The sequence below is a fragment of the Mesorhizobium sp. RCAM 06353 genome, assembly GCF_059683585.1.
Window position 1 is genome coordinate 117,972 of record NZ_JCASIY010000001.1, and the last position, 25,530, is coordinate 143,501.

16 protein-coding genes and 8 pseudogenes are annotated in these 25,530 nt (G+C 60.9%); 4 read left to right on the forward strand and 20 right to left on the reverse strand.

The window, feature by feature from the left end:
* Positions 1 to 45: 45 nt before the first annotated feature.
* Positions 46 to 348 carry a DUF982 domain-containing protein gene (locus AC56QX_RS35340; RefSeq protein ID WP_497118385.1) on the reverse strand — a complete coding sequence of 101 codons (303 nt, stop codon included), beginning with the start codon at positions 346 to 348 and terminating at the stop codon, positions 46 to 48.
* A gap of 671 nt (positions 349 to 1,019) precedes the next feature.
* On the opposite strand from AC56QX_RS35340, the gene AC56QX_RS35345 reads away from it, so the two are divergent.
* Positions 1,020 to 1,442 (forward strand): hypothetical protein, encoded by a 423-nt coding sequence (locus tag AC56QX_RS35345; RefSeq protein WP_497118387.1) that lies wholly within the window; start codon positions 1,020 to 1,022, stop codon positions 1,440 to 1,442.
* A 98-nt stretch (positions 1,443 to 1,540) separates the two neighbouring features.
* On the opposite strand, the gene AC56QX_RS35350 is transcribed toward AC56QX_RS35345, so the two are convergent.
* From AC56QX_RS35350 to AC56QX_RS35390, 9 genes and pseudogenes are all read right to left on the reverse strand, one after another.
* Positions 1,541 to 1,969, reverse strand: a complete 429-nt coding sequence (locus AC56QX_RS35350; RefSeq protein ID WP_497118388.1) for a DUF309 domain-containing protein — start codon at positions 1,967 to 1,969, stop codon at positions 1,541 to 1,543.
* Positions 1,970 to 2,213: 244 nt separating this feature from the next.
* Positions 2,214 to 3,202: pseudogene (locus AC56QX_RS35355) on the reverse strand (IS5 family transposase).
* Positions 3,203 to 3,204: 2 nt separating this feature from the next.
* Complete coding sequence (locus tag AC56QX_RS35360) at positions 3,205 to 3,408, reverse strand: NAD-binding protein (RefSeq protein ID WP_497118323.1); 204 nt, start codon at positions 3,406 to 3,408, stop codon at positions 3,205 to 3,207.
* An 11-nt stretch (positions 3,409 to 3,419) separates the two neighbouring features.
* Positions 3,420 to 4,658, reverse strand: a complete 1,239-nt coding sequence (locus AC56QX_RS35365; protein ID WP_497118324.1) for an MFS transporter — start codon at positions 4,656 to 4,658, stop codon at positions 3,420 to 3,422.
* Between the two features lie 489 nt (positions 4,659 to 5,147).
* Entirely contained in the window at positions 5,148 to 5,579 is a 432-nt protein-coding gene (locus tag AC56QX_RS35370) for an IS1096 element passenger TnpR family protein (protein ID WP_258580661.1), read from the reverse strand.
* Between the two features lie 8 nt (positions 5,580 to 5,587).
* A pseudogene (locus AC56QX_RS35375) lies at positions 5,588 to 5,752 on the reverse strand (IS66 family transposase); the annotation flags it as partial.
* Between the two features lie 276 nt (positions 5,753 to 6,028).
* Complete coding sequence (locus tag AC56QX_RS35380; RefSeq protein ID WP_497111068.1) at positions 6,029 to 7,066, reverse strand: IS110 family RNA-guided transposase; 1,038 nt, start codon at positions 7,064 to 7,066, stop codon at positions 6,029 to 6,031.
* 106 nt (positions 7,067 to 7,172) lie between these two features.
* Positions 7,173 to 8,096: pseudogene (gene tnpC, locus AC56QX_RS35385) on the reverse strand (IS66 family transposase); the annotation flags it as partial.
* 24 nt (positions 8,097 to 8,120) lie between these two features.
* Positions 8,121 to 8,315: pseudogene (locus tag AC56QX_RS35390) on the reverse strand (IS3 family transposase); the annotation flags it as partial.
* Positions 8,316 to 8,506: 191 nt separating this feature from the next.
* On the opposite strand from AC56QX_RS35390, the pseudogene AC56QX_RS35395 reads away from it, so the two are divergent.
* A pseudogene (locus AC56QX_RS35395) lies at positions 8,507 to 8,763 on the forward strand (transposase); the annotation flags it as partial.
* A gap of 176 nt (positions 8,764 to 8,939) precedes the next feature.
* Here the strand turns inward: AC56QX_RS35395 and AC56QX_RS35400 are convergent.
* Both AC56QX_RS35400 and AC56QX_RS35405 read right to left on the reverse strand, forming a co-directional pair.
* Positions 8,940 to 10,154: pseudogene (locus AC56QX_RS35400) on the reverse strand (IS701 family transposase).
* Positions 10,155 to 10,408: 254 nt separating this feature from the next.
* Entirely contained in the window at positions 10,409 to 12,328 is a 1,920-nt protein-coding gene (locus AC56QX_RS35405) for a flavin-containing monooxygenase (protein WP_497118390.1), read from the reverse strand.
* 17 nt (positions 12,329 to 12,345) lie between these two features.
* Between AC56QX_RS35405 and AC56QX_RS35410 the strand changes: the two genes are divergently transcribed.
* Positions 12,346 to 12,636: a hypothetical protein gene (locus tag AC56QX_RS35410; protein WP_497118391.1), complete on the forward strand. Its 291-nt coding sequence runs from the start codon at positions 12,346 to 12,348 to the stop codon at positions 12,634 to 12,636.
* Positions 12,637 to 13,224: 588 nt separating this feature from the next.
* On the opposite strand, the pseudogene AC56QX_RS35415 reads toward AC56QX_RS35410, so the two are convergent.
* From AC56QX_RS35415 to AC56QX_RS35425, 3 genes and pseudogenes are all read right to left on the reverse strand, one after another.
* Positions 13,225 to 13,698, reverse strand: a pseudogene (locus tag AC56QX_RS35415) (transposase); the annotation flags it as partial.
* 27 nt (positions 13,699 to 13,725) lie between these two features.
* Positions 13,726 to 14,751 carry an L-histidine N(alpha)-methyltransferase gene (locus tag AC56QX_RS35420; protein ID WP_497118393.1) on the reverse strand — a complete coding sequence of 342 codons (1,026 nt, stop codon included), beginning with the start codon at positions 14,749 to 14,751 and terminating at the stop codon, positions 13,726 to 13,728.
* Positions 14,752 to 15,254: 503 nt separating this feature from the next.
* Entirely contained in the window at positions 15,255 to 15,947 is a 693-nt protein-coding gene (locus AC56QX_RS35425) for a class I SAM-dependent DNA methyltransferase (protein WP_497118395.1), read from the reverse strand.
* A gap of 165 nt (positions 15,948 to 16,112) precedes the next feature.
* On the opposite strand from AC56QX_RS35425, the pseudogene AC56QX_RS35430 reads away from it, so the two are divergent.
* A pseudogene (locus AC56QX_RS35430) lies at positions 16,113 to 16,828 on the forward strand (IS6 family transposase).
* Positions 16,829 to 16,915: 87 nt separating this feature from the next.
* On the opposite strand, the gene AC56QX_RS35435 reads toward AC56QX_RS35430, so the two are convergent.
* Genes AC56QX_RS35435 through AC56QX_RS35455 form a run of 5 tightly spaced genes read right to left on the reverse strand, consistent with a single transcriptional unit; the run spans position 16,916 to position 25,232 of the window.
* Positions 16,916 to 18,046 (reverse strand): NAD(P)/FAD-dependent oxidoreductase, encoded by a 1,131-nt coding sequence (locus tag AC56QX_RS35435; protein WP_497118397.1) that lies wholly within the window; start codon positions 18,044 to 18,046, stop codon positions 16,916 to 16,918.
* The gene (locus tag AC56QX_RS35440; RefSeq protein ID WP_497118399.1) at positions 18,027 to 18,452 is read right to left on the reverse strand and encodes a hypothetical protein; all 426 of its coding nucleotides are present in this window, start codon (positions 18,450 to 18,452) and stop codon (positions 18,027 to 18,029) included. The genes AC56QX_RS35435 and AC56QX_RS35440 overlap by 20 nt, the downstream gene beginning before the upstream one ends.
* Positions 18,449 to 21,094 (reverse strand): LodA/GoxA family CTQ-dependent oxidase, encoded by a 2,646-nt coding sequence (locus AC56QX_RS35445; protein WP_497118401.1) that lies wholly within the window; start codon positions 21,092 to 21,094, stop codon positions 18,449 to 18,451. Before AC56QX_RS35445 ends, AC56QX_RS35440 begins: the two co-directional genes overlap by 4 nt.
* 42 nt (positions 21,095 to 21,136) lie before the next feature.
* Positions 21,137 to 23,134: a tyrosinase family protein gene (locus AC56QX_RS35450; RefSeq protein ID WP_497118403.1), complete on the reverse strand. Its 1,998-nt coding sequence runs from the start codon at positions 23,132 to 23,134 to the stop codon at positions 21,137 to 21,139.
* Positions 23,121 to 25,232, reverse strand: coding sequence for a multicopper oxidase family protein (locus AC56QX_RS35455; protein WP_497118405.1), 2,112 nt, complete (start codon positions 25,230 to 25,232; stop codon positions 23,121 to 23,123). The genes AC56QX_RS35450 and AC56QX_RS35455 overlap by 14 nt, the downstream gene beginning before the upstream one ends.
* Positions 25,233 to 25,530: the final 298 nt, after the last annotated feature.

A 25,530-nucleotide genomic window follows, 5' to 3' on the forward strand; every position in this document is an offset into this window, starting at 1 on the left:
AATCTCAACACAATGCCGCCCTCGGCTTGCCCCCGTGCCAGATGCCTATACCTGCACCTTTCCCCGGCCCGACTTGCAGGCAGCGAGCCATTGCATGGCGGAAATTGCATCTTCCAATATGGCTGCCCGTTTCGCAAAACCGAAAAAGGCATTGCGTGCTGCGCTTACAGGTTTTCGCCCATCGTATGCATCATAGCAGGCCCTGAGCGCGGCTTCGTGGATCAGGTCCCGGCGATCTTCTGGCCAGTCATTGAGGAAGTCCATAGCGTCCGCAAGGCTGGCAATCTCCTGCACGATGCAGGTTGCACGCTTCACGAAAACTGGGTTGCTGAAAGCTTCAGGGTTCATTGGTTCCTCCCGACCTGCTGAACGACTGGTCCGCGTGAACAGGCGCTTCATCGACACCCGCGCACGATTGCAGAATGTGTTGTCAGGGCAATGACGGTTCAAGAGGAAAGCAGCGGCTTTGGTAGGCAAAACCTGCCGCGGCTCCCGAACCTCGCAATTAGGATGCGATGACCCGGCTTTGTCGGGCTGTGTGTGTCGTCGCACGGGCGCATCCGAGACCGCCCACTGGACTGACAGCCGGGCGCCAGCTCAAAGCGTCGCCGACGATCGGCGCTCTGGCCGGCATACGCGCCGCAGGTCCATCAACAGCATGAATCGATCGCTCGTGATCGATTCCGAAAATGCGTTGGACGCGTCTGGTGCACTCGGGAACATGAAGTATGGATAGGAGCGGCCACCATTTTCATTGCATCCTGAATCTCCTGCGGCTTCGCGATGGGCCCGGCAAAGGCGACTGCGTGGGCGATATGATCGTCATGACGATCATGCTGACAGCAGGACAAGAAATCGGGAGCGCGGGCCCAGGCGTGGAAGGTGAGCAGCTTTCGTCGTGGCTTGGACGGGGGCAAAGTCTCCGAAAACCTTTGGAGAATGCGTGGCGGCGGGTGGACGACGGCGTGCGCTCCGCCTAGAGGACATCAGCAACTCCCCCAAAAATCCGCGAGATCACCATGAGGCAGCCGCAGCGACCCTTTGTCGTCGAGATCAAACAGAAGCGTGGGCTCGTGAAGCGGCCACAGTCGATCTGGGGCGGCATCGACCTGGCTGCCATCGCGAACGACGTCGCGGAAGCAAAGACGGAAGATGCGATCGCTGAAGCGATCCCGCAGCCGATTTCTGCCCAAGATGATCGCGCCCAGCCCTTGCCAACCACCGGTGAAGCGGTATCCGACGGCCAGGGCGTGATCGTGCCCGACGGATCGTCTCCTAAGCCGCCGACTGTTGAGGAAGCGCCGATGCCAGAAGCATCGAACGCACAGGCTGGAGGCAGGCGAACCCGCAAGTTAAAGCGCTGGCAGAAAGATGTTCCTTTGCCGCGAGGTCAGCGATGGAAGCGCCGCCTGCCTTGGGTTCTCCGCCAGATTCGGGCCTAGCAGTAGCTCGATTGCTCCAAACTGCCCTTGTCAAACTCAGAGACCGGCAGTGCATCCAAGTAACGAAGAAGCTTGAACCGTACTGTAGGTGTTGTCTGTCAGCCGCTCCCGGATTTGGGTGCGAGGATGAAATCGAAAATGGGCTCAGGCAGGCCAGGCATCGGCTCCCGCAAAACAACCGGGAGAGTTGTGGCCGCTTCGGCTTCGACCGCAAGGGTGGCGGGTGTCATTCCGATTGCGGCCTCAAATGCCCGGCTCGGCAGAAGCGCCACCTGACGAAAGAGCGCTGCGGCCCTTGTCGCATGGCGCGCGGCAGCGGCCCGCTTTCCCTCGCGGATCTTCACCCCGGCTGCAGCCAACAGGATCAATCCCTTGAAGAAAAGGCGATGCTGGGCGCTTTGTTTGGCAGCATGCCATAGAGGCTCCCAAGCCTCATGAGCTTCCCAGTAATAGCCGTGGTTGAAAAGGTCGATTCCCCGTCGGAACACGTTTGAGCTGAGTGATCCCTCGACCGTGACAACGGTCACCGGGTCGCTTTGATAACTGTGACCCAACGCGTCACGAACCGGATGCGGATGTTTGCCAGGCAGGTATGCGTAGCCCGGGAAATTCTTTTCGGGTAGCAGCCGAGGACGTGACATAGACCCCAGCAATCACGAAAGCTCATTGGTGGCAATTCCAGATGAAGCAATCGCTTGCGCCAGAGTGCCAGCGGTAGGCGTTGGTGCATGGGTCCGGACTTGAGCGGATGTCGATCTTTGAAGCAGCAGACTATGCCGTGGCCGCCTTGCGGCGGGCGGATTTCGGGCGTGCGCAGGCAAGCATGCGGTTGAGGACGGCGCAGCCGATGGCGACTTCGGTCTGCTGAACGGGAAGCGACCGTGCCCGCAAACGCCGCCCGATGGTGGACTTGTATCGCCCTATGGCGGTCTCGACCAGCGAGCGTTTGCCATAACCGTTGGAGACCTGCCATTTCATCCGGCCGTCTCTGCCGATTGCGGCGATATGCTGGTCCCTTTGGCCGGCAGGTCTATCGTCGAATGGTTCGACCGCGTTGACGCGAGGCGGAATGACGATTGCGGCGGCAGCGCTGTGATCGATGACTGCGTCGTAAGTCGGTTTTCCGTCATAGGCGCCGTCAGCAGTAAACTGTCCGATCGGACCGCCAATCTGGTCGAGTAGTGGCTCAACTTGAGAGACATCGCCAGTGTCCTGATCAGTCAGGGTATGGGCAATGATCTCGCCGCTGTCGGCATCCAGTGCCAGATGCAGCTTGCGCCAACTGCGACGGGATCTGGCGCCGTGCTTCTCCTCCAGCCACTGACCCGCGCCGTAGACCTGCAGGCCGGTGCTGTCGACAAGAACATGCACTGGTCCCTCCGGCGGAACCTGGCGATCATGCCGTTTGTTGGGCGATTGCCATGTCCGCGCCCGACGGCTCAGGGTGGTATGATCGGGGACAGCGAGCGCCAGCCCCATCAGTTGCAAACCGATTCCAGCAAGCCTTCTGCTTGGCGCAGCCGCAGGCCAAACACAAGGCCCAGCGTCAGGGTGGTCTCGATCGCCAGATCAGAATAGCGGTGCTGGCCGCCACGTGTCTTGCGTCTTGGCGCTTGCCACCTGGACAGGGCTTCCGGCGTCACCCACAGGGTCAAACTGCCGCGATGACGAAGTCCTGCCTCATATTCTGGCCAGTTCGTCACCCTGAACTTCATCTTCTCAATACGATGGCGGCGGCTGGTATTGTGTTTGAAAGGCATGGCTACGCTACAAAGCCTATTGCGGTTACCGCTTGCCTAAACCCACACCAATAAACGATCCGTGCACCAACGCCTTGCGCCACGGCAAACGCAGAATGGCTCCTGTCAATCACGACAACGAACGAGTCCGGCTGGTCCGCAAGTTGCAGCGCCACTGCCCGACCGACCGGCCCGGCTCCGATGACGACGTGTGATCTCCCGTGCATAGTGCCCTGCTTCAGCCTTTACTGCCAACTACGGTCGGGGTCGGCTTGCGCCGGATCGTGCGATAGCCAAGGAGAGCGATAGCCGTTTGCACTAGAGCCAAGCCGGCAATCAACAGCGTCAGCGTGTCGTATCCCAGCTGGACTGAGACGAGCCCGGCGGCGAAGGGGAAGAAATACAGGCCAAGAAAATAGGAAAGGCTGAAGATGATCTGCACCAAAGTCCGGGACTGCGGCGCAGTCACGCGGATGGCTTCTGCCTGCATCAGGGGATAGGATAGCCCATAAGTTATGCCGGTCGCCAGCGATGCCATTGCGTAAATGACGGGGTGGCCCGGGGAGTAGTGAAAGCCGAGAAGCGAAACGACCATCCCGCCCAGGAGTAGCGGCAAGGTGCGGTCGGCCGCACTGCGGGTTACGCGCGGACCAATTGCAAATCTGGAGCCGACTACTCCTATGGCCCAAAAGCCAAAGAATATTTCGTACGGAAGACCTGAATTATTCGCAAATAGAGCCTGGAAGTTTATCAAAAAAGTGTAAATGCTTGCGGACAACAATACAAGAACAAAAAACAGAGCAGATTTGCTGAAGAGGAGATCGAAAAGGTCGCGCGCAATCGAGGCGTTATTCGGAATAGCGGCTTCGCGGATGTTCGCCGCACGTTGCGCTGCCCACGATGACAACGCTGACCCTGCCGTCGCCGCGAGCATTGCCAGAATGAACATATCCAGCGTGCCCAAGCCGGCGTACCGGGTAAGGAGGCTGCTCAGCAGCGGTCCGCAGGTTAACCCTAAGGTGGCGAATGCAGAGTAGGCCATGAAGCTCGATGGCCGGTCTGCATCGCTTGAGAGGGCGGAAATGCATATCGAGCCCATAGTGAAGTGCAGCGCCCATCCGCCTGATTGCAGCATGTAGCTGAGGAAGTAGGGGAATGTCGCGCGCACCCCCGACAATTCGTTCAAGAGTATGGTCGCGCAGGCTGCTGCACAGAGAAGCCCGCCGATGGGTGCGAGCCTCCGCACACTAAACTGGCGTATCAGCGTAGGACTGATCAAAACTATTAATATAGCGACCGCCATGCCTGCTGCTGAGATCGAACCAAAAAATATCTCGTCGCGCCCAACCGACAACAGGTAGACTGGAAACAGCGCAAAAACGCCCATCGCGAAGGAAATCAGAGATCGTTCAGCAATGAACATGCGCCTGTACCACAAAAGGCGCATATTAGTGATCGAGATGCTGCGAGCGTTCATTTTGTTATGTCATGAAATTGTACTTTGCGTCGGTTAGGACGAAGATAAATTATGTACCCGAATATGATTCGCGTTTTTGGTGCGACCATTGTCATGGTCGAAGGAATACGTTGCCTTAGATCGAGAGCCTGAAGCATTGCGGTCCTTCGCCTGTTCATCGTGTCTACCCGTGACACGAGTTATGGCCGGCAGCTGTTGCCCGCCCGGCAACGAAGGCTCTCAAGAGTCATGCCAGCTTGCTTGATTGAGCTGAAGAAGGAACTTTGTGGTTGCTTTTCAGTCGATTAGCCCGGAGCAAAGCAAGAGATCGACTGAAAATGGCCATATCGCGAACTCGACAAACCCGACAAAAGATGTCGGATGGCGTTGTTGAGACTGCTCCGCTCTGACCTCGCCGGTGAGCCACGAACATCGTGCTGTGTCCAAATGGAGCCCGGAGTTGAGGTAATTACCCACCCCCTAGCCCCCTCGATGCGGCACGGTGCGTCGTCACTCGTCGTCGATGTCCGGGTACTGCGGGGGAGCCTTGCCGATCTTGCTGACGATCCTCGGGTAATTGGCATCGGGCTGCGCCTGCCCTGTTCCAATAACTTCAACGCGGAATCGCCACTCGTCACCGTAGTCGTACAAGAAGGTCATTGCCGAGCCCGCCTTCTGGAAGGCTGTGGTGACGCGCGTGCCCTTCACGCTGCGAGAACCGCTCCCCTCTATGTCCGCGAAGAGTTCGAACCGCTGGGGCGAGTCGAACAGCTTTCCCGTCAGCTTTGAATAAAAGCCGTAGGCGTGGTCCATGTCGAAGCCGAATGCCGCTACCATGGCTTCGGCCAGATCCGCTAGCGTGCTCGAACTCGACACCTCGATGTCCCGATAAAGCCGCGCCCGAAGAGAGGCTCGGAAGATCAAGGTCGCGGGCTCGGTCATAGCGGATTTCAGGCGCTGACGGTTTGAAGGATGATTTTGAAGGGGTTCGTGCCTGGCGCGAGACGAGCTGTGTCGACGACGGTTCGAATGTCGGCTTCGCCCTTTGCGGCCCACATGGCGCGATAGCCGTTGGTGATCTTCCGTTGAACGACGGCGGGTCTCAGAGCCTCTCTGATTGGGGTCGTTGAGGTCAAGATGCTCCTGCACTTTTTTCTGGACCGTTCCGTGGGTCACTCGCTTCTCTTCGCGGTCGGCGCTCTGGCCGCCGCATGATGGGGTCAGGAGAGCGAGGCGTCTCAATCTGTTTCACGACTTTGCCGAGTTTTGGCCGGCAGGTTCGGGACTCTCAACGAGATCGCCTCGCCCATCGTCCCCACGGAACGATCCGGGCATCGCCCTTTCGGGCGAAGGCTTTGTTCGTGTTGCGTGTTCCTTTGATTGGCCTCGGTTCACGCCGCCACCGCGGCAGGCTCCTTTCCAAAGCGGAATTCGGTTGCCTCGGCCCACATGCGATGCAGGATGACCGCCAGCTTGCGGGCCACCGCCACCCGCGCCCGCGCCATGCCCCGGCGCCTGGCGATGGTCATGCCCCAGGCCCTGAGGCTCGACCACTTCTTCGATCGCACGAGCAGCGAATGCGCTGCCTCGTAGAGGGCGGTGCGGGCGAGTTCATCGCCGCAGCGGCTGACCCTTCCCTGGATGTCGGTCTCGCCGGACTGGTAGCGCGCCGGCGTCAGCCCCAGATGCGCCCCTACCGCCCGCGACGAGCCGAACCGCTCCGGCCGGTCGATCGTGGCGCGGAAGGCAAGCGCGGTGATCGGCCCGACGCCCGGCGCGCTCATCAGCCGCCGGCAGACTTCCTCCTTGCGCACGATATCGAGAACCTGCTTGGTCAGGCGGGCGAACTCTCCCAGCATGACGGCGAGGATCGCAAGCAGCGGCTCGACCATCGCCATCATCTGGGCGTCGGCGCCGGCCAGTTCCCGCACGCGGCCGGCAAAAGCGCTGCGCGACGGCAAGCCCAGTTTGACGCCGGCCTCGCGCAGCATCGCCCGCACCACGTTCTCGATCGAACGCATCTCGTTCAGCACCGTGCGGCGGGCAACCAGCAGCGAGCGCCAAAGCCGGCACTGCCGGCTCTTGACGTGCACCTGCTGATACCAGCCGGTGCGCATGATCTGCGCCAGCGCGCGGGCGTCATTGCGATCGGTCTTGTTGGGCATGGTCTTCATCGCCGCATTGGCCTGCCGCGTCTCGATGCAGATCGCCGGCAAGCCTTCGGCGTGCAATCCATCGTGAAGCCAGGCCGTCAGCGAGCACGCTTCCAGGCCGATCCGCTCAAGCGGCAAGCCGGTCCCCTTCAGCGCTTCACACAACGCCTGCGGATCGCTCAACGCTCTCGCCTCCTTCACGATCCGGCCAGTCTCGTCGACAATGCAAATAGAGGTCTCTTCCAAAGACACGTCCAGTCCGGCAAAGTACTTCATGGCTGCTCCTTCCAAATGTTTGTGGCGACTCACATCGACCACGTTTTCACATTTCGACAGGAGCAGCCGCCATCATCTGGCTCGGCCGAGACCCCAATCACCCCATCTGTTCGCAGGCGTTGTTCGTCGCGTCGACCATTCCTGGCAATTGGGCAAAGGTCAAAAGTTGATCGCGAGCTCGCCTGAACTTGTTTTGGATGTCGCGGGCCAGATCGCACGACGTTGTGGTGGCGAAGATATCGTCCAGACTTCGCTCCAGGGCGCGACGCTTGCCGGCGATGGTCGAGGCGGCGAAGGTTTCGATACCGTCGGCTAGGGCGAAGACCCTTTGCAGCCAACGCTTGAGCCGTGAGGGCAGCATGTCCTCACTTGCCTCGTGCGCATAGGCGACGTCGCGGGCGAGATGCGCCAGGCAGGTCTGATGCGCATTTGCGTGACCTTGTTGCGCGGCATAGCGATCGGAACACCAGACGTCGGGCCGATGGCCGTCCATCAGGGTCCGGACCACGACGGTGCCGCGCGTTAACGCCGCTTGATGAACAACCGCTTCGGCGCAGCGAAACACCCAGTGGTAGGCGTTGCTTCCTTCGATCCGCACGCCGGTCTCATCGGAGGCGATGACCTTGGCCCGGCGCAACGCCGCGACGGCTTTGTCGCACTCGGCCGCGAACGCGCCCTGCGCACGGCGCAACATGTTCATCAGTCCGCCCTGGCTGATGGTGAGACCGAAAAGGTTCGCGAACGCGCCCTGCAGCCGCTCGTAGGACAGGGCCTGGAAAGTCTTGAGATAGGTCGCTACGGCGTGCACGCGTGGCCCGAAGGGCGTCCCCTTCGCCGCATCTGGCACAGCCGCGACGACCAGCGTGCCGCAGGACGGGCAACGGACTGCCGGACGCCGATGGCGCTCAATCAAAGGCCTGATCGCGGGAAGCTCAATCTTGTCGTGCTCGCTGACGGTTTCGGCAGCAAGGTCGCTCGACAGGCTGGCGCGGCAGCAAAGGCATTGGTCGGGGTGATGATCGATTGATCTTCCCCTGGTTTGATGGACAGGGGATTAGCCGATCTGGTGTTCGGCCTGTTCTGGCGTCCTGTACCCCAATGCGGAGTGGATGCGCCTTCGGTTATAGTAGCCTTCGATATAAGCAAGGAGGTCGCGGCGCGCTTCGTCGCGAGTTGACCATTGCCGTTGGTGAACGAGTTCGACTTTGAGCGTGTGGAAGAAGCTTTCCATCGGGGCATTGTCGTAGCAGAGGTGTCCATCAAAACGAGGGAAGATCATTGCCATGGTGCGCACAATACCGCACACGACCTCCGAAGCCCGGCTTAATTCCGGACAACGACAGATAATTCTGGACGGTACAGTGGAACCGGCTAGCTGCTGGTTGACCCTGGAGGGCGTCAGCACTGGATTGTTGGCGCAAGGGGAGGCTGGCGCCACCGATCGCCGACAAGGGCTATGACGCCGACCACCTACACGAAAAGATCGCAGAAACCGGCCGAAATCGTCATCCCGCCGAAGCGCAACCGCAAGGTCCAGCGTCCCGACGACACTCACCTCTACAAAGAGCGCAATATCATCGAGCGCTTCTTCAACAAGCTCAAGCAATTCCGCCGTGTCGCAACTCGCTACGATAAGCTGCTGGCCAAACTTCATGGGCTTCGTTAAACTCGCCGCTATCGCTATCTGGCTCAGATAGTTAAATCGTCACTACGGCCTAGCATTACAGTTGCGTTTTAGATTTCAGATGAGCTCGTCGAGCGGCCGCCTGATGGGCGCGCCTCCAGCATGACCATGCGATGACGTAGGCGGGGTTTATGCGACGCTGGGCGAGTCTGACGGTGATGCGCCGGACTTCCTGGATAGACCAGCGGATCAAATCCTGATGGTCGGCATCCGCGGTCTTTTTTGGGGCGTCACGTCATTGGCGCGGTATCGGATCACCGCCATCATGGCGAAGGCCAGCATGACGAGGGAGACGTGGCGATGCCAGCCATGCCATGACCGGGTTTCGTTGTGATCGAGTCCGAGCTCGTTCTTGGCGGTCTCGAAGCTGTCTTCGATCGCCCAGCGATGGCCTTCAACGGAAACGAGCGTCTGGATGCCCGTCCCGGCCGGGCACCATGTGGTGAAGAATGCGAGATCACCGTCGCTGATATTGCGCCGGATTAGGAGGCCACGGGTCCAAAGCCCCGATTTCGTCTCGTTATATTCGTCGGCATCGAGATCGGCGAGTTGCAGTAGGCCCAGTCATGAAGCCGCGCGCCTTTGGTGCCCTCACCGGCGGAAAGACGCTGCCATGCAGTTGGATCAAGATCACGGGCGATCTCCTGAGCTGTGCCGGCGACCGGAGGCCTACCTGACCAGGAGCCGAAATGGTGGTCCGATTTGACCCCAAGAACGTAGCCTTTGCAGGCTCGGCGCAGGGTTCCTTCGACGTCCCCCGACGCCATACACCGCATCTGCGGCCACCCATGAAAACGGCACATCGGCTGCCAGCGCACGCCGTATCATATCGACAGCCAAGCCTGGCTTGGTGGCGAAGGCTATAGCCTCAGGAACATGGGTTGCTGCAAGCCTTGCCCGATCTCCGGTCCAGCTTTTGGGCAAGTACAAGGCCCGGTCGATAAAGGCATGACCGCGAGCGGACACATAGGCGGCGAACACACCGATCTGGCAGTTCGTTATCTTGCCTGCCGAACCTGTATATTGACGCGCAACACCGCACGATGTCTTGCCCTGCTTGAGGAAGCCCGTCTCATCGATGACCAGGACCGCATCATCCGTGGCGAGGTTTTCTACAACATACTCTCGCACGATGTCGCGAAGTGCGTCCGCGTCCCAACGCCCGCGACCCAGAACGGCTTGTTGCCGCCACGGGCCAGGGTCACCGGCCGCCTCAGCGCGCATCCAACCTGTCTTACGCCGCTCGTCACCCAGCAGGCCGTCCAGGAAGAGGTTCGCAGAGGCTGCAACTCGCTCCTGCGTAAACAGTCCGCGCATACGAGCCTTCACGTCACGCAGCGATGATGCCCAAAGCTCAAGCGTCGTCTCGATTGATGCACCTGTCATCCATGACCTCCGAATCATGGAGACCCATAGATTCAGACCATAGATAAATATGCAACTGTAATGCTAGCTCAAGGGCCCATGCTGGCGCATCCGTTGGCAGCGCCAATTCGCTATGGACGTCCCCCGCTTGTTCGAGAAATCGTGGGAACGACCATAGGTCTCATTCGTCATGGCAGCGCAATGCCGATAGGCCGCCGCAGTCAAGAAGGTCGAGGCCGTAGTCGCGAGCGGGGGTCGTTGACCGCCCTCTCAAACCGCTTCATCCGAAGCCTCTAATCGGGAGCCACCTGCGGCACGGTACGGTAGTCACCGAGATCCGCCTCCTTCAACAACTTCCAATAATCGACCAGACGCCAAGGGCTGTTTGTTACGATTCGCCCTCGATCATTGCGGAAAAAGGTGGACATGCCGGCATGGCTCCAGATCATCTGCTGGTGCATTTGTTGGATTGTCCGGTTGTAACGTTCATATACATCTTGCCGGCATTCTACTTCGACAAGCTTATTCTTGCCCATCTGGCGCAGAACACTCAGCACGTAATCGATTTGGCTCTCGATTGTGAAGATGAAGCTGCCGCGATGGCCGTGCGCCGTATTGGGGCCGTAGAGCATGAAGAAATTCGGGAATCCCGCTACAACGGTGCCAAGGTACGCCTGACAGTCATCATCGTTCCAGACCTCACGTACCGTCCGACTATTGCGTCCGATCACCTGAACCGGAAGTAGATAGCGTGTGGTATCGTAGCCCGAGGCGACGATGACAACGTCTGCCCCATGCGTTTCACCATTAATCGCATGGATCGACCTGCCCTCAACACGCGCAGCAGCTTCGTCTACTAGGGTAACATGCGGCTTCAGTAGGGTTCTGTACCAGCCGTTGTCTAGGAGCATCCGCTTGCCGAATGGCGGGTACGACGGTATGACCTTGGCGACAAGGTCAGGGCGCCCCGCCAGCTGTCCCTCGATGTATCGTGTGTAAGTCTCGCGGTCGCCGTCATTGACCGCATTCACGGAACGGTCCGGATGCGGCCAAGCCGGATCCTTCTGCAGGGCCTCGTGCACTTCACTGTCGAAAATCCAACTCAGCCGGAGCCTGTACAGCCATTCGTAGTGTGGCACCTCGCGGAAGAAGAACTGCACCGGTTCCGGAACCGGCTTTTGAAATTTCGGGAAGGGCGCTGCCCATTGGCGTGAGCGCTGGAAGATTGTCAAGGCACCCACCCGATCTGCGATGGCGGGAACAACCTGCATTGCCGAAGCCCCATTACCAATCACGGCCACGCGTTTACCGTCGAGCGCGACTTCTGGATCCCATTCCGAGGTGTGTACCACCGGGCCGTCGAAGTCGCGCAGGCCCGAAACGTTCGGCCATTTCGGCGTGGTGAAGCCCCCCACGGCCGAGAGGACCACATTGGTCACGAGGGTTTCTTCCGTACCGTTGGGCAAGCGTAACCGGGAGTGCCAAGTTAGGCTCTCTTCGTCATAGCGGGTGACCAGGCACTCGGTGCCGTAGCGGATGGAGCTCTCGATCCCAAAGTCGCGGGCAACACGGTTGAAGTAGTTGTCGATTTCCTTTTGTAACGGGAAGAACTTGCTCCAGTCGCCACTGGCAAAAGTGTAGGAGTAGAGATGCCCGGGCGTGTCCACTCCGCAGCCAGGATAGTGATGTGAGTGCCAGACCCCGCCGGCGCTGTCTTGCTTTTCGATCTGGATGTAGGAGATGCCCAATTGACTTAACCGAATCGCGGCTGCGACACCGGACATGCCCGCCCCGATGATGAGCACACGAAACCCCTCCGGCAAGGACACCGGATCCGGAATGGCGCCTGAATATCTCCGCAGCTTATGAAGCATCATTTCAGCGTATTCTGGCGGGATAGGCTCGGCCTCAGACACAGTTAGCATGCGGATCAACTCTTCTGCCGACAGGTCCTGCCTGGCGACTTGTGCGCCGCGGCGCCAAGAGATGATGGCGGCCAGTGCTGCATTGCGAATCTTCGTCTGCAATTCGTCCGCGAGCCCCCCTGAATCGTTGTCGCCCCAGCCACTTTTCACGGGAACAAACGGCGGGTTGAGCCAGTACTCCTTTCCTGTGAACTGGTACAGAAGGAGTAGTAGGGTTGGGATATTGGCCGAAGGGAGCGCCTCGGCGATGCGTTGGCGGAACAGGTCGAGGTCCGCAGAGTGAGCCATGATTTAGGTTCCTACTGTTGCATGTATCCGGATCCACCCGCCAGACGCTGCACTTCAATGCAAGTTTCCTGCCTCGGCTTCGGCGTAGTTTCCGCTATCGGCAGCAGAGAAGCTTCGACAAGCGAGTTGCGGAATCTCTGATCCAAATCGCGCTTGAGCGCGTCGGCATCGATCACTTCTCCCACGCCCGCGCCAAGATTGCAGCGCCCGAAACCTGCGCCCTCGTGCCGGTAGCCGGGGCACGACAGCGGAATATGCGCCTGTGCTGCCTCGACCAGGCGCGAACAGCCAGTTACTTCTGCATCTGAAACGATCCGCTCCTTGATGATCGGAAGTTGGGCTCGGCAGAAACCATTGTGCTAGCATATCGATATCTCCGCGCGATAAGTCGGTCCGTGGCGTGTCCTGCAAATGCCTAGAAGCAATATGAGTGCCAAAGGAAGAACTCTTTCTAATACAACGAACTGGCTCAAACAGGCGGTCTCGCATGTCCAGCATTGTCGTACATCGGACGAGCCTAACGCGGCATTGACCTACCGCAGTCAACGCACTCCGCGCCCAGGGCCCTGTTCGACGACGCCGATGTTGGCGGCGGAGCGTCTCGACCGTGAACGAATCACGATTTTTGGGGCGCTGCAGCCTTGCGAGATAGGCCTGCGCGAAACTGTCGTTTTGTGGGGCTCCTAGCATCTGGCGATGCCGGCCAAGGCGCCGTATGTAAATCGGCAAAGCCGACAGAATTGTCGGATATCACTCAAAGGCTGAGCGTGGTCGGATCCGCCTGTATGAATAACGCTGTCGGAACAGCTGCGATGAGGCGAGCGCCTTCGCCGATCAACGAGTGGCGGACGATTGCGACCGTTTCTGGGTTTGTCGACCGTGAACAATGATCGGCGCTAGGCGGCGCGCGGTTTCGCTCTGCTGTGGTGGCAGGCCAGCAGCAGCCACAAAAGCATCCTCAGCCAGTTGAGGAGGAGCGAGATGTTGTAGCCTGCAGCGGCCAGGACGGCATTGATGGCATCGCCGTGTTCGCCGGCGTGATAGTTGCGGCCCATGCGGTGCTCCGCCTTGACATGGCCGATGACCGGCTCGATGGCGGAGCGGCGCCGCATCTCGCGCTTGATCGCCGGCGTGACGGGGCGCTTCTGGCCGCTGGTGAAGACCCGGAACCGGTGGCTTTCGGGGGCATTGTGGCCGCGGTAGCCGGCGTCGGCGAGCATGCGCTCGATCTCCTCGCCGATGGTTTTCTCGATGTCGGGAATGACGGTCGCCAGCGTGTGGCCGTCATAGGGATTGCCGGGCAAAGCCTTGGCATACAGCGCGAACTGGCCGCCCTTCGAGCGTTTCAGCGTGGTCGCGACAGAGACTTGACGCCTCCTGGTCATTTTTTTATCTGTTTAATTCACCTTCTCTAACACGTGAATGTCTGAGCCGGCGTTGTCTGAGAGCACATCGATTGACACAAACCCCGCTCGGTGTGCACATTTTTTGAAAAACAACTCAGAAAACGAAAACGAGTTCTTTAGATGAAGTCGATCACCACTTAACAGTATAATCTCGTTACCACCAAGGCAAAAGTCCATATCCCTTTTGACCACCGCAGTGTGTATGACTTGCATAAAGTGGTCTTCACCTCTTACATCTGACTCATACTCAAATGCCTCTGGATCGAAATTAGCGTCGACCGGCAGCTCTGCCTTCATTCTATAGAACACGTTTAGCTGAAATTCAGGATGCGCTTCATAGTAGCACTTCGCCACGTCCCTCCTCAGATCTGAGCCAATTGAGATCGCAACCCAGCACCTCTTCGCACTATTCGATATCTTCTTCAGCGTCTCGACGACCGGCTCCACGGGAGGCGTATCATTTATTCGGGCGGCAAGATTTCCAAATGTCCGGCCAAACATGACAACAAATGCCGCTTCATCGTCGCAAAAATAGCGTCGCCCAGAGAATATATCGTCGTGTATGAACTCGATTTGCAACCCCAAAGCGGACGGCAATTGCGCTATGTCCCCGAGGAACTCTTTTGACCGGTCGACGAGCGTGCAACGTGAGGTTTCGCCGCGCAGACCTGTTACAAGGGGAAGCGTTTTCTGTTTGAAGGCTCGCACTGTTCCGGGCCCATACTCCAGAACCGACACCCCTTTACGACATCGTTCGTCCTGATGATACCATTGAACATAATCTCTCACTCTCTCGTGAAGTTTTTGGGTCAACTTGAGTTCAGCATCCACCATATTGGTCGTGCCAGTGACGAGCGCATTACTGATCCTCTGAGCTTCAGCCTTGGCCCATAACAATGCGCCACTCATTGGATTGCCATCCCGGTCGACTCCAGTGTGGTGAGCGTATTGTTCAGGACCTAAGTCAGGCGCATATTTCTGCTGAAACAGCTGCAAACTCGTTTCAAGAAAGCTCAAACTGATCTCCTCTCAACCCTTTAGCGGCTCCTCGGATTTCCCCAGTTGGCTCACTTACCGCCGTAAACGAAGGTGGTGCGCGTAGTCCGCGTATGCCGTCACCGATCCTAGGAACCCGCCAAAGCGCGGCTCGCTCGTCAGAGCAGAAGCACGGCGCAACCGCCGATAAGCCCGTTGAGTCTGTTCATGGGATATCTCCATGAACCCAGAGGAGAGGCTACGGAGAGGCTACAGGATTGGAAGGAGTAATCCTTGACGTAGATCAATGGCAACCCGAATTCCGGGACGGTGCACCGTCCGTTTTCGGCTATTCAAGAATCGCCCACCCGACAATCGGACGTGCCGAAGGAAAGCCGTCTACAATATATGCGTAAACGCAGGCGTATCGCATCTTACATCGACGGCGCCCAGAACGCCCGCCGCTGGTAACGAGCACATTTAAGAGCGGCCGCACTGAGCCTGTCGGCCAGAACCAAGCCTGAATGGTCAACGCTGGCTCGCACTCAGCCGCACAACTCACAGCAGAGGAAGATCTGTTCCTCCGGCAGCAAGTCGGCCGCCGCAGGGGCGTAGGCGGAAGACGTCTCCTGCACGATTGTGAACCTTGCCGCTTCGACCGCCGTACGCAACTCCTCTCGCGGATAGGCTGAGACCCGGATAGTATTTCCGAGGAATGGGACCGGGAAATCGTCCACATCCGCCTCCACCATCGAGAGGGCGAACAAGCCCCCAGGAGCGAGCAGATGACGGACCGTCGTTAGCGCGAGGGGAATCTCCACTCGTGGAAGCATCAGCAGCGAGAAGAAGGCCGCAACGGCCTGGAACCGGCCGAGGCCCCTCGGCCCGCCGGGTCGCAAGTCAGCAAGCTCCAGTTGATGGAACGTCGCGCCCTGAACATGCTCGCGGGCGAGTTTCACCATCACGGCAGACAGATCGACACCCACGACCTCCAAACCGGCGTCGAGCAATTGACGTGCGGTTGGGACGCCGGTCCCGCAGCCAAGATCCAGAACCCGTGAACCCGTCGGCAAGGACTTGATCAGCCATTCGCCCGCCAGGACTTGGCCTTCCTTGTGCGGAAAGGCCTCGTCATAGCGATCGCCGATGGCGTCGAAGGCTATTGCCTGACCCTCGCGGTGGAGCCGAAGTGTCTCGCATGTCGCGGTCACGAGTGGATGTTTGCCAGGGCTGTTCACGGAAGTATCCTGCTGGTCGGGAAGTTGTGCATTAGCCAAGCAAATGGCGTACCAATCCAGGAAACCCATTTATAACAATGGGACCACTCTGATAGGCTCGCGCTTGATCTCCGTTGGGCACCGTAACGTTAACCGGGCATCGATCAAAATGTGGGATCTGGCGGCATGACCAGATTTTCCCGTGATCCTCTTTATCGTCGCCACCGATTTCCGGCGCAGGTGATTGCCCATGCCGTTTGGCTCTATTTCCGGTTTCCGCTCAGCCTGCGGATGGTCGAGGATATGCTGGCAGCTCGTGGCGTCATCGTCTCTCACCAGACCGTGCGACTTTGGGCTGAGAAATTTGGCAGACACTTTGCCAATGATATCCGGAAGCGATCGGCCGGCAAGCTCGGCGACAAATGGCATCTCGATGAGGTTGTCATCACCATCGGTGGAAAGAAACACTGGCTTTGGCGCGCCGTTGATCAGGACGGGTTTGTTCTCGACGTGTTGGTGCAAAGCCGTCGCAATGCCAAGGCGGCAAAGCGCTTGATGCGAAAGCTTCTGAAAGGGCAAGGCCGTTCGCCGCGTGTGATGATCACCGACAAGCTTCGATCCTACGGTGCGGCGAAGCGGGAGATCATGCCAGGCGTCGAGCATCGCTCGCACAAGGGCCTGAACAATCGGGCGGAGAACTCTCATCAACCCGTCCGACGGCGGGAGAGGATCATGAGCGCTTCAAGTCAGCGCGACATCTTCAGCGTTTCGTTTCCGTCCACGACCCGATCGCCAACCTCTTTAACGTTCCCCGCCACGATATTCCATCCACCCACCATCGAGAACTGCGAGCAACTGCCATGCAAGCATGGCGCCAAATCGCGCGCCTTCACGCCGAATGAACCAAAGCCTCACTCCCAGATCTTGTTTTCACAGCGTTAAGTTTACGGTGCCCGGCATAGTCTGCCGCTTCAAAGATCGACATCCGCTCAAGTCCGGACCCATGCACCAACGCCGCCGCGCTCTTGATCCGCCGCGCGCTCTTCGGGTTGAGGCCGACGCCGTTGCCAGAAAGCTGTGTCCCACCGCGCGGCGGCGGCATAGTGAGCGGCGAGCGCGGAGGCGTAGTCGGCAAAGCCCTGCGCGGCGATCATCGCGTAGCGCGTCCTTGCGAGTTCGTCGCGTCCGTCGACCATGTCCGACGCGGCATAGGCGGCGAGGATACCTGAGCGCAGTGCATGCACGATCCCGCGCGACGACAGCGGATCAGCGGCGAACAGGCTGTCGCCCGCCGCCACCCAGCGCTCGCCGGCGGCCGGATCGACAGTGGCCGTTCCCGCCGATTTCACCAGCGTTGCAGTTTCACGCGCGCCAGGAGGCAGCAGCGGTGCGATCATCCGTGTTGCCGCCATTGCGTGGTACCAAGATTTCGGGTCCCGCAGTTCGCTGCCGAGGTCAGGATCGCTCAGGCACGCCACCACCCGGCGTCTGTCAGGCAAGTCGGCGCTGTACCACCAGCCCTCGGGGCGCGCCTCGATGACCACTCGACAATTGCCCGGCGCGCGGTCGAAGAAGCGGGTATACGCCGCGAGGTGACCGTGCACCCGGAGTTTCGCGCCAAAGGATCGGGCCAGCCTCCAGCTCCGGCCGGTCGCCCAGATCACGACGCTGGCGACGATATCTCCATCGGCCAGGTTGAGCCGCCAGCCCTGGCCTTCACGCACCGCCGAACGCACCTCGCTGCCAAGCCGCACCTGCGCGCCTGCTGCCGCTGCTGCCTGTATCAAGAGCTGATCGAACCGTGCCCGGTCGAGTTGCCAGCCCCCGCCCTGGGCGGAGAATATGCTGTGCCGCTCGTCGAACGCCTCGCCAGCCCATACTGAGACGACTGCGCGGTTCTCCACGAAAGCCGCGGCAACGAACGGTGTCCAAACCCCGAGCTGGCGCAGCAGCCCCTGCGCCACCGCCGCCAACATCTCGCCCGGTTTCGGCCGATCGTGCCGCCCCGCCTCGAACAACACCACGCGCCGTCCCGGAGCGTGGTGGCGCAACATCAGCGCTGCCGCGGCACCCGCCGGCCCGCCGCCAATGACGACGAAATCAGCCTGCTCGGACGGCATAGAAGGACGCCATCACCCCTGCCGGATTGGTGCTGCCGCCGTCACCCGAATGTGGGACGGTGCGCACCACAGAGCCGACGATCGCGGGTACTTCCAGCGGGTCGGTGCTATCAGGACAAACGGGTACTAGCCAGCCGATATAGTCGTAGATGATCCACGGCTCGCCGCCGACCACGCCCTTGCCCTGGAAGCGGACCTGCATCGGCGAGCCGTAGCCGAAGCTGCCGCGCAGATCGAGCGACCATCCCCGCCCGCCGATCGTTCCCGAAAGCTCGGTCTCGGACTGCTCCGCAATGGCCAGCGTGCCTTTGCCGAACAAGAGGTCGTTGGCCGCCTTGCCGAGGTCGGGGTCGTTGTTGAAGCTGCGATAGGTCCAGTTGCCGACAAACGGATTGGTCACGCTCATTCTCCCGAATCTTCGACGCAGATGTACTTGACCCCGGGCGAGGGCTGATCGAGCCCGCCCGCCGGATTACGGACGATGAAGCCGAGCTTCGACCATTCGGTCACCATTTTGAGGTCGCCGGCAAGCGTCTGCGGAATGCCGCGCGCCCAGTTGCGGAACTGGAAGTCCGTGCCGACGGGATAGTAGGCCTGCATCGGCCGATGCGCCGGCCACCACAAGGTCTCCCACACGCGCCGCTCGCGCTCCATCAGCGTGTTGCCGACACTGTCGGGATAAAGGACGTTCCATTCTTCGTAGGTGACGTCGATCGTCTGGGTGGAGCATTCATTGAAATCGGCCTGCCATGGCAGCCCGCTGAGCTTGGTCAGGTCGCCGGGCTGCAATCCGACATCGAGGTCGCTGCCTTGCGACAGCGGGTCGGAGGCATAGGCGATATAGCCTTCCTCGCTGACGCCCGCTCCCCATCGATTGGCATTCTCCTGCGCCGCGGTCAGCGCAAAGCCGTACCATTCCGGGTCGGCCTTGATCCGATAGGGCTCGCGCCAGATCGCCGGGTTGCGGATGATCCACGTCACTTCACCGCCCGGGCAGAAGGCGCCGCCGAGCCCGTTCGACAGCACACCCTGATCGAGACCGCGTCCGCCCGGCACGTTCCAGTCCTTATAGGGCTGCCACGGATCGATCGCTGGGGCGAAGCCTGCATCCACCTCGTCAATGAAGATGCCCGCCGCCCATTGCCGCAGCAGGAACAGTTGCGTGTCGGTCAGCCGAAGGAACTTGCTCACCGTCTTGTTGGTGATCGGATTGTCGCCCGCAAGCAACGGCATCAGCGGCAGGTGATAGGTTCGGGTCGCCGGATTGGCATCGAGCCGGAACAGGTTCTCCTCGCCCGGCTTGCGCAGCAGATCGAACAGATACTGCCGCGCGGTACGGCCGGGATCGGTCGTTGCGTCCTTCGCGGCCGCGGTGAGCGCACGGTCAAGCAACTGGCCGGAGCGATATTCGAACGCCAGCCGGCGCAACGCAGCTTCAATCGGCTCGTCCGGATCGGCGGTGCGATCCGGTTCACCCGGCTCCTGCCGCGACGAGGACCGGGCAAGCGTCAGCATCCGCTTGCGCGGTGGCGCGGCGGCCGCGGCGATGCGCTCGATCACGCTCGCGACCACCGCGTCGAAGGCGCTGCGCGCCTCGGCATAGGCGGGCTCGGCCACGGTGTCGTTGTCAGCAAATGTCTTTTGCCAGCGTGCGGCATAGGCGCGTGGCGCTTCGCCATTTTCCGGCGTGCAGACCGCGGCGGTGAATGCCGCCGCTGCCGCCTTGAGCGTGGCGCCGGCCTCGCCGACCACGGTATCCTTTGCCGCGCCCGGTGCCTGCGTTGCGTCGAGCAGCATCAGGCTCGGTTCCACCGCTGCCTCGAGCAGCCGCCCGCCGACATGATCGTCCTTCGCGCGGCCTTCCTTTTGCGCCAGCGCACGCGGCGCGATCCGCGGCGGGATGCACAGGCGATAGGGATCGAACGTGCCCCGGCTCGACTGGTTGTGCGGAAAGTTCGACTGCTGGAGGATGTTGGTGAAATAGGAGAATTCGTCGGCGCGGAATATGATCGGCCAGATGTCGCGCCAGAACCACGGCCGATAGGCCGGGTTCCACTCCACCGGTCCTGCCTTCCAGTGAAGCAAGGCCGCCGTATCGGTCGGATCGATCTTTTGCGGTGCGTCAAACGTTCCGGCGGTGCCATACATGTCGGTGCGATAGGCAAATTCGCGGATCGACATGTCCTCGACCACGTCCTCAAGCGTGACCATGTCGAGCACCTCCGGAGCGTAGCGCGGATAACCGACCAGCACCCAGGCGGGATATTCGACGTCGATGTAGCGCAGCACCTGGACGCGCTCCTCCATCATCACCAGCCGCGCCATCACCGGCCCGTCCGAGATGTCGTCGAACCAGCCGTCGCTGTTGGCGTAGGTCTCGATACGAGGATGGCCAAACCCGCTGAGGAACGAGCCGCTGTTGCCGTGCCCGCCAAGCAGCAGCAGCCGTCCACTGTCGTCGGTCATCATTTCGCCCAGCGTGTCGATGTCGTTTGGCGCCATCCCGGTTGGCGGGAAGGTGACGGCATATGCCGGGTTGGTGTCTCGCCCGAAGCTCGCCTTGCGTCGCGCGCTGCAGTCGACGGCTTGCGGGCCGGCGTCGATGATCAGCTTCTGCCGTTCGACCGGATCGGTGATGCCGGCGTTGCGCAACGGCTCGTCGGCGACATAGCCAGCCTCGCCGCGCAGCCCGTCGAAAGTGAACCATGCCGCCTTCTTGTTGGCGAGCTGAACGCGCCACTGGATATCGACCAGCTTGCCGCGATTGCCGCCGCCCTCGACATGGTCGCCGATCTTCAGCGGGCTGCCCTGCGGATTGGCCGCGTCATAGACGAAGATTTGGAATCGCGCGGCCTGGCGCTTGATGCGGCCCTTGCTGTCCTTGAAGTGTTTGATCGGCGCATCGCCTTTGGCGGCATTGCCGTTGGCGTCGCATTCGATCGGCAACTGCGCCGGCTTTTCCGGCGAGATGCAGAAACCTTCGGGGCTGTCGCCGAGCCGGGCGATGCCGACGGCCGGGTGGATGCGATAGACTGTTGGGTCGGCCATTTGATTTCCCCTCGGTGCCAGTGCCGGCCGTGTCTGCTTGGTTCAGTCGAGAAAGTTGAGCGAGACCCCATCGAGCCGCAGCAGCTCACGGTCTTCCTCATAGGAGGCGCCGATCACGACCAGGCTGACGGTGAGGCTCGTGGCGCCGGCCGCGATCAACCGGCGTGCCGCGCGCGTCACGTCGATGCGATGGTTGCGCGGCGTGTTCATGCTGCGCTCGCGCAGATCGAATTTGCGGTTCTCCGCTTGCGGGATCTCGCAATGCCCGGGCCCGCCAAAACATTCGCCATGGCCGAAGATCGCGGCGTAACCGGCATAGCCTGCCAGGTTGAGCGGCGTGCTGGCGTCGGCATCCGGCGTGTTGAGAAACACGCGGATGAAGCATGAGCGCAGCAGCTGAGGCACGCGGTGCAACCGCACTTCGGCCGAGCGGAAGCTCTTGGTCGCGTCAGGCACCGCGATCGGCGCCGAGACGAAGCGCCCGACCGGATTGGTCAGGCCTACCGGCATCAGGCATCCGCCGCGCACATATTCATAGCCGAAGCGGTTCATGTCGAGCGTATCGCGCACGGCATAACTCCACGGCGTCAGCGCGGAATCGAGGTCGGCCGGCAGCCCATCGGGATGCTCCTGCTGCCAGCGCCACCACAGCCGGTCGATGTTGGCGTGCACCGGCCAGAAGATCGGGTCATAGGACGCCGTCAGGTTCGAGAACATGTCGCCGAACTGCGGCTCGGAATAGAGGTCGTCGCGCTGGTGGAATTTGCGGCCGGCGACCCGAACCGCGCTGTTGCGGTCGGCGGGAGCGTCGGTCTTGAAGGCCGGGTTCATGCCGCCGGTCCAGATATGCATGGTATTGTGCGGGTTCTGGTCGAGGAAGCCGAAGCTGTCGACATAGAGGCTGCCGCCGCCGAAGTCCCGGAAGGTGCGCAGCGACAGGATCTCGTCAATATCCTCCTGCGCCGGGTAGTGGTAGTGGATGACGGTGTTGATCGAACCTTTGCCGAACTGGCTGGAATAGCGCAGCGGATACCAGAGCGAATTGGCCTCGAGCAGCGCGTCGATCAGCCGTTTGCGGTTTTCGCCGGCCACATACTCCTTGCCGCATGCCTTGCTGACCGCGTCATAGACCTCAGTCGGATTGGCCCAGAACTGGCCGACCAGCGTGTCGATCTTGGCCGGGAAACCCTTGTCGCGCAGGACACGTGCCGAGTCCTCGGTGAGGAAACCCTTGAACGCATCGGGGAGGATCGCGCCGTTGGCCGGATCGTCCGGCTTGTAACGCTCGGCCGGGAAATCCCACCACGGCATGGTCACGTCGGGGCAGAAATCCTGCAGCGCCTGCTCGAATTCATAGAGATAGACGCGATGCCAGGGCAGGAAGCGCTCCCAGCCATGCTGGCAGTGGTTCTGGTGGATCAGCGCCAGATTGTTGTAGCTGCGTTTGTCGCCGACCCATTTGTTGAGCTTGTACAGCTCGCGAAATGCATAGCGCAGCCGCTCCTTTTGCGCGTCGTCCAGCACATCGACATCCATACGCTGCCGCAGCTCGCCCTTGGCGTAGCGCCATGCCGCCGGATCGGACGCCGCGCCGAAGACGGGTCCGGCAATCCCCTTCACCTCGATGCGCGCCTCGGTCGTTACGCTCACCTCGCTCGCGAGTGCAATCGATCCGATCAACGCGCCGGGGCAGCCCTCTTCGATCCACGTCTCGATCCGGTCTATGTCGTCATCGGCGACCGGCTTGCCGCCCCATGGCAGGCGGGGGAACTGCTTGCCGTCGAACGGCGGCAGCCCGCGCAAGCCGCGGATCAGCGCCGAGCGAGCGCCACGCCCCTTGGCATCGCTGGTACCGCAGCATGTGGTGGTAAGCGGCGCAATCAGCGGCATGCCGTGCAGTTGCAGCGCCAGGAATTCCGGCAGCGTCAGTCCCGTCAGGCTGCCGGGTCCCTCGGTGCCGCCCGCCGTGGCGAGGATCGCCTCCACGTCGCTCCAGGTGAACGGCGCGGCGGGCATTGGCTGCGCCTCATTTGTGGCCATCGTGGCCACCCATCTGCATCCCATCCATCTGCATGGCGTCGCTCTGCGCGGCGTCGCCCACCTGGTCAGGCAGCACCACGGCAACGTTCTGCATCATGCCCTGATCCTCATGGTCGAGGATGTGGCAGTGCAGCACGTACTCCCCGATATAGCGCTCGTAGCGGGTGCGCAGCGTGATCGTGTAGATGCCTGAAAAACCCGTGGGCAGGTTTTGCGGGATCAGGCTCTTGATCCACAGCGTGTCTTTCCACACGCCCTTCAGTCCCGGATATTGCGGGTCGGGTGTCCCGGCGATGTCGTCTATCGCTCCAGGCGCGCTGACGTCCTTGCCGAGGGGATCGGTGATCGAGACGATCTGGAACGGATTGACGTGGATGTGGAACGGATGGCTGACGAAATGCGATTGCAGCGTCCAGACCTGCGCTTTGCCGAGCGGCAACTGGCGGTCGATGCGGGTCGGATCATAGGGTTTGACGTCGGCCGTGTTGAGGGTGTTGCCGACCTCGAACTTCACGTCCGGTCCCGTCGTGTCGATGAAGAAGGTCAGTTCCTGCGTGCCGTTGCCTTTGACCTCCTCGTCCGTGATGTCTGGGTGCGGCGTGAAGCTGGTGAATTTCATGCCAGCCTTGAGATCGGCCACCACCTTCGCCTTGACGTCGGCGGGCATGTTGGCCTCGGCGAGCGCAACCAGCTTGCTGTTGATGTAGGTCTCGACATTGTCGACCGGCTTGCCCGGCGCAACATCGACCAGGCCGAGCATCTGCGGGCCGACATCGAGCCCGTTGACCACGCCCGATTTGGGCGCCGAGGTATCGATCACGCAGTAGCGCCCGGCGTCCGGAAAGACCACCAGCGCGTCGAAGCGGTAGCCGGGCTGGAACGTCGCCAGCTTGGTCGGTTGCGCGGCCGCCATCGTCAGGCCATCGGCGGCGACCAGCGCATAGGGCACTGGTTTGGTGTCGCAGGTATCCTTGATGAAGGCAGCGGTGGTCTCGGCGCTGAGCAGGGTCTTTACCCCGGGCTTCAGCTTGCCGTCGAGCACCTTGAAGAACTGCAGGCTGATCGTGTCGCGCACGCCGGCATGGATCATACGCCAGCGCTCGATCTGGCCCTGGGTCGCCTTCATCGGGTCGGCGGGATTGAACACCTTGCCGTTGAGCGAGGTGTAGCGCCCCGATGCCGGCCATGTGCCCGGGCCGAACTGGTCGTAGCCTTCGATGCCGCCGACATCGCCGGGGTCGCAGAAATAGCGGCCCTTAATGTTCTGCTTGATTGGGCCGAGGTCGCCGGGCTTGGCCGCCGGCCCGCGGCAGGCATACTGGATCTGCTGCATCACCAGCACCCGCTCGGGAATTGCCGAGGTCGGGATCAGCGTATCGATGTCGCCATGCGCTGTCGGCGTCGGCGGACGGTTGCCGCGAATGATCAGCGCGCCGGCCATGCCGCTAGACACCTGCAGCGCGGTCGAGCCGTGGCGGTGCGTGTGGTACCAGAACGTGCCGGAGGGGTGGTCCGACGGGATATTGTACTCGTAGGTGAACCTGGTCTGCGGGTTGATCGACAACAGCACATTGTCGCTGTTGCCGGTCGGGCTTACCCACAGCCCGTGGGTGTGCAGATTGGTGCCGTTGAAGCAGTGCGGGATGTCGGGCATCTGGCCGCCGGGCATGCAGCCGGGGTCGCCGGGCTGTGGCCCCGCCGGCAACTGATTGTCGAGGGTGACGCGCACGGTGTCGCCGGGAATTGCCTCGATCGTCGGCGAGACATAAGGGGCGAGGGGATCGACGCCTTTGCCGGTGTAGCCGCGCAGATGGACCTTGTCGTAGCCGCCCGTGGACGGGTTGTAGATCTGGTTGTCGATATAGTCGAGCTTGAGATTGAGCAGGCGGTCGCCGCGCACCGGCAGCGTGTTGCCGGGCAGTGGTGCGGCGGGTGCGGCCTCCGTCAGGGCGGGCTTGGCGATCGGCGGGCGTTCGTCCTGCAGCACCGGCGGATTGAGGATCTCGGCCGCCGCGGGCAGCGCCGCGACCGGTCCCAGGCTGCTGAGGAAAACCCCCGCGAGAATTTGCGCACGCACCATCAATCCAGGACGCGACATGGGTCCCCTCCCTACATATTAGCTCGAGATTGTATTCCGAAAAGATAGTGCGCCAGATCCGGAGATCTGTCTAGCTTGAAAAGCCGCAAAGCTAACAATTACTTCCACCACAACTGTGCGAACGAATTTTAGAGCGCGCTTATACAGATAACTATCAATTCGTTTCGAACTCATTCTATCTTTATTCGTCTAAGATGCCGAGCCGCGATCGACCAACCCAGTCTCTCGATCTTTACCGAAAGCAACAATTGCCAGCTGAGCGCAGCTGATAGCAAACAGTACCACTGCCAACAAACAC

Excerpts from the sequence above, each read along its gene's own strand:
- AC56QX_RS35455 (WP_497118405.1), bottom strand. The coding sequence starts at position 25,232 with ATGTCGCGTCCTGGATTGATGGTGCGTGCGCAAATTCTCGCGGGGGTT.
- AC56QX_RS35340 (WP_497118385.1), bottom strand. The coding sequence starts at position 348 with ATGAACCCTGAAGCTTTCAGCAACCCAGTTTTCGTGAAGCGTGCAACC.
- AC56QX_RS35370 (WP_258580661.1), bottom strand. The coding sequence starts at position 5,579 with ATGACCGAGCCCGCGACCTTGATCTTCCGAGCCTCTCTTCGGGCGCGG.
- AC56QX_RS35380 (WP_497111068.1), bottom strand. The coding sequence starts at position 7,066 with ATGAAGTACTTTGCCGGACTGGACGTGTCTTTGGAAGAGACCTCTATT.
- AC56QX_RS35405 (WP_497118390.1), bottom strand. The coding sequence starts at position 12,328 with ATGGCTCACTCTGCGGACCTCGACCTGTTCCGCCAACGCATCGCCGAG.
- AC56QX_RS35450 (WP_497118403.1), bottom strand. The coding sequence starts at position 23,134 with ATGGCCACAAATGAGGCGCAGCCAATGCCCGCCGCGCCGTTCACCTGG.
- AC56QX_RS35440 (WP_497118399.1), bottom strand. The coding sequence starts at position 18,452 with ATGAGCGTGACCAATCCGTTTGTCGGCAACTGGACCTATCGCAGCTTC.
- AC56QX_RS35365 (WP_497118324.1), bottom strand. The coding sequence starts at position 4,658 with ATGAACGCTCGCAGCATCTCGATCACTAATATGCGCCTTTTGTGGTAC.
- AC56QX_RS35445 (WP_497118401.1), bottom strand. The coding sequence starts at position 21,094 with ATGGCCGACCCAACAGTCTATCGCATCCACCCGGCCGTCGGCATCGCC.
- AC56QX_RS35360 (WP_497118323.1), bottom strand. The coding sequence starts at position 3,408 with ATGCACGGGAGATCACACGTCGTCATCGGAGCCGGGCCGGTCGGTCGG.
- AC56QX_RS35435 (WP_497118397.1), bottom strand. The coding sequence starts at position 18,046 with ATGCCGTCCGAGCAGGCTGATTTCGTCGTCATTGGCGGCGGGCCGGCG.
- AC56QX_RS35345 (WP_497118387.1), top strand. The coding sequence starts at position 1,020 with ATGAGGCAGCCGCAGCGACCCTTTGTCGTCGAGATCAAACAGAAGCGT.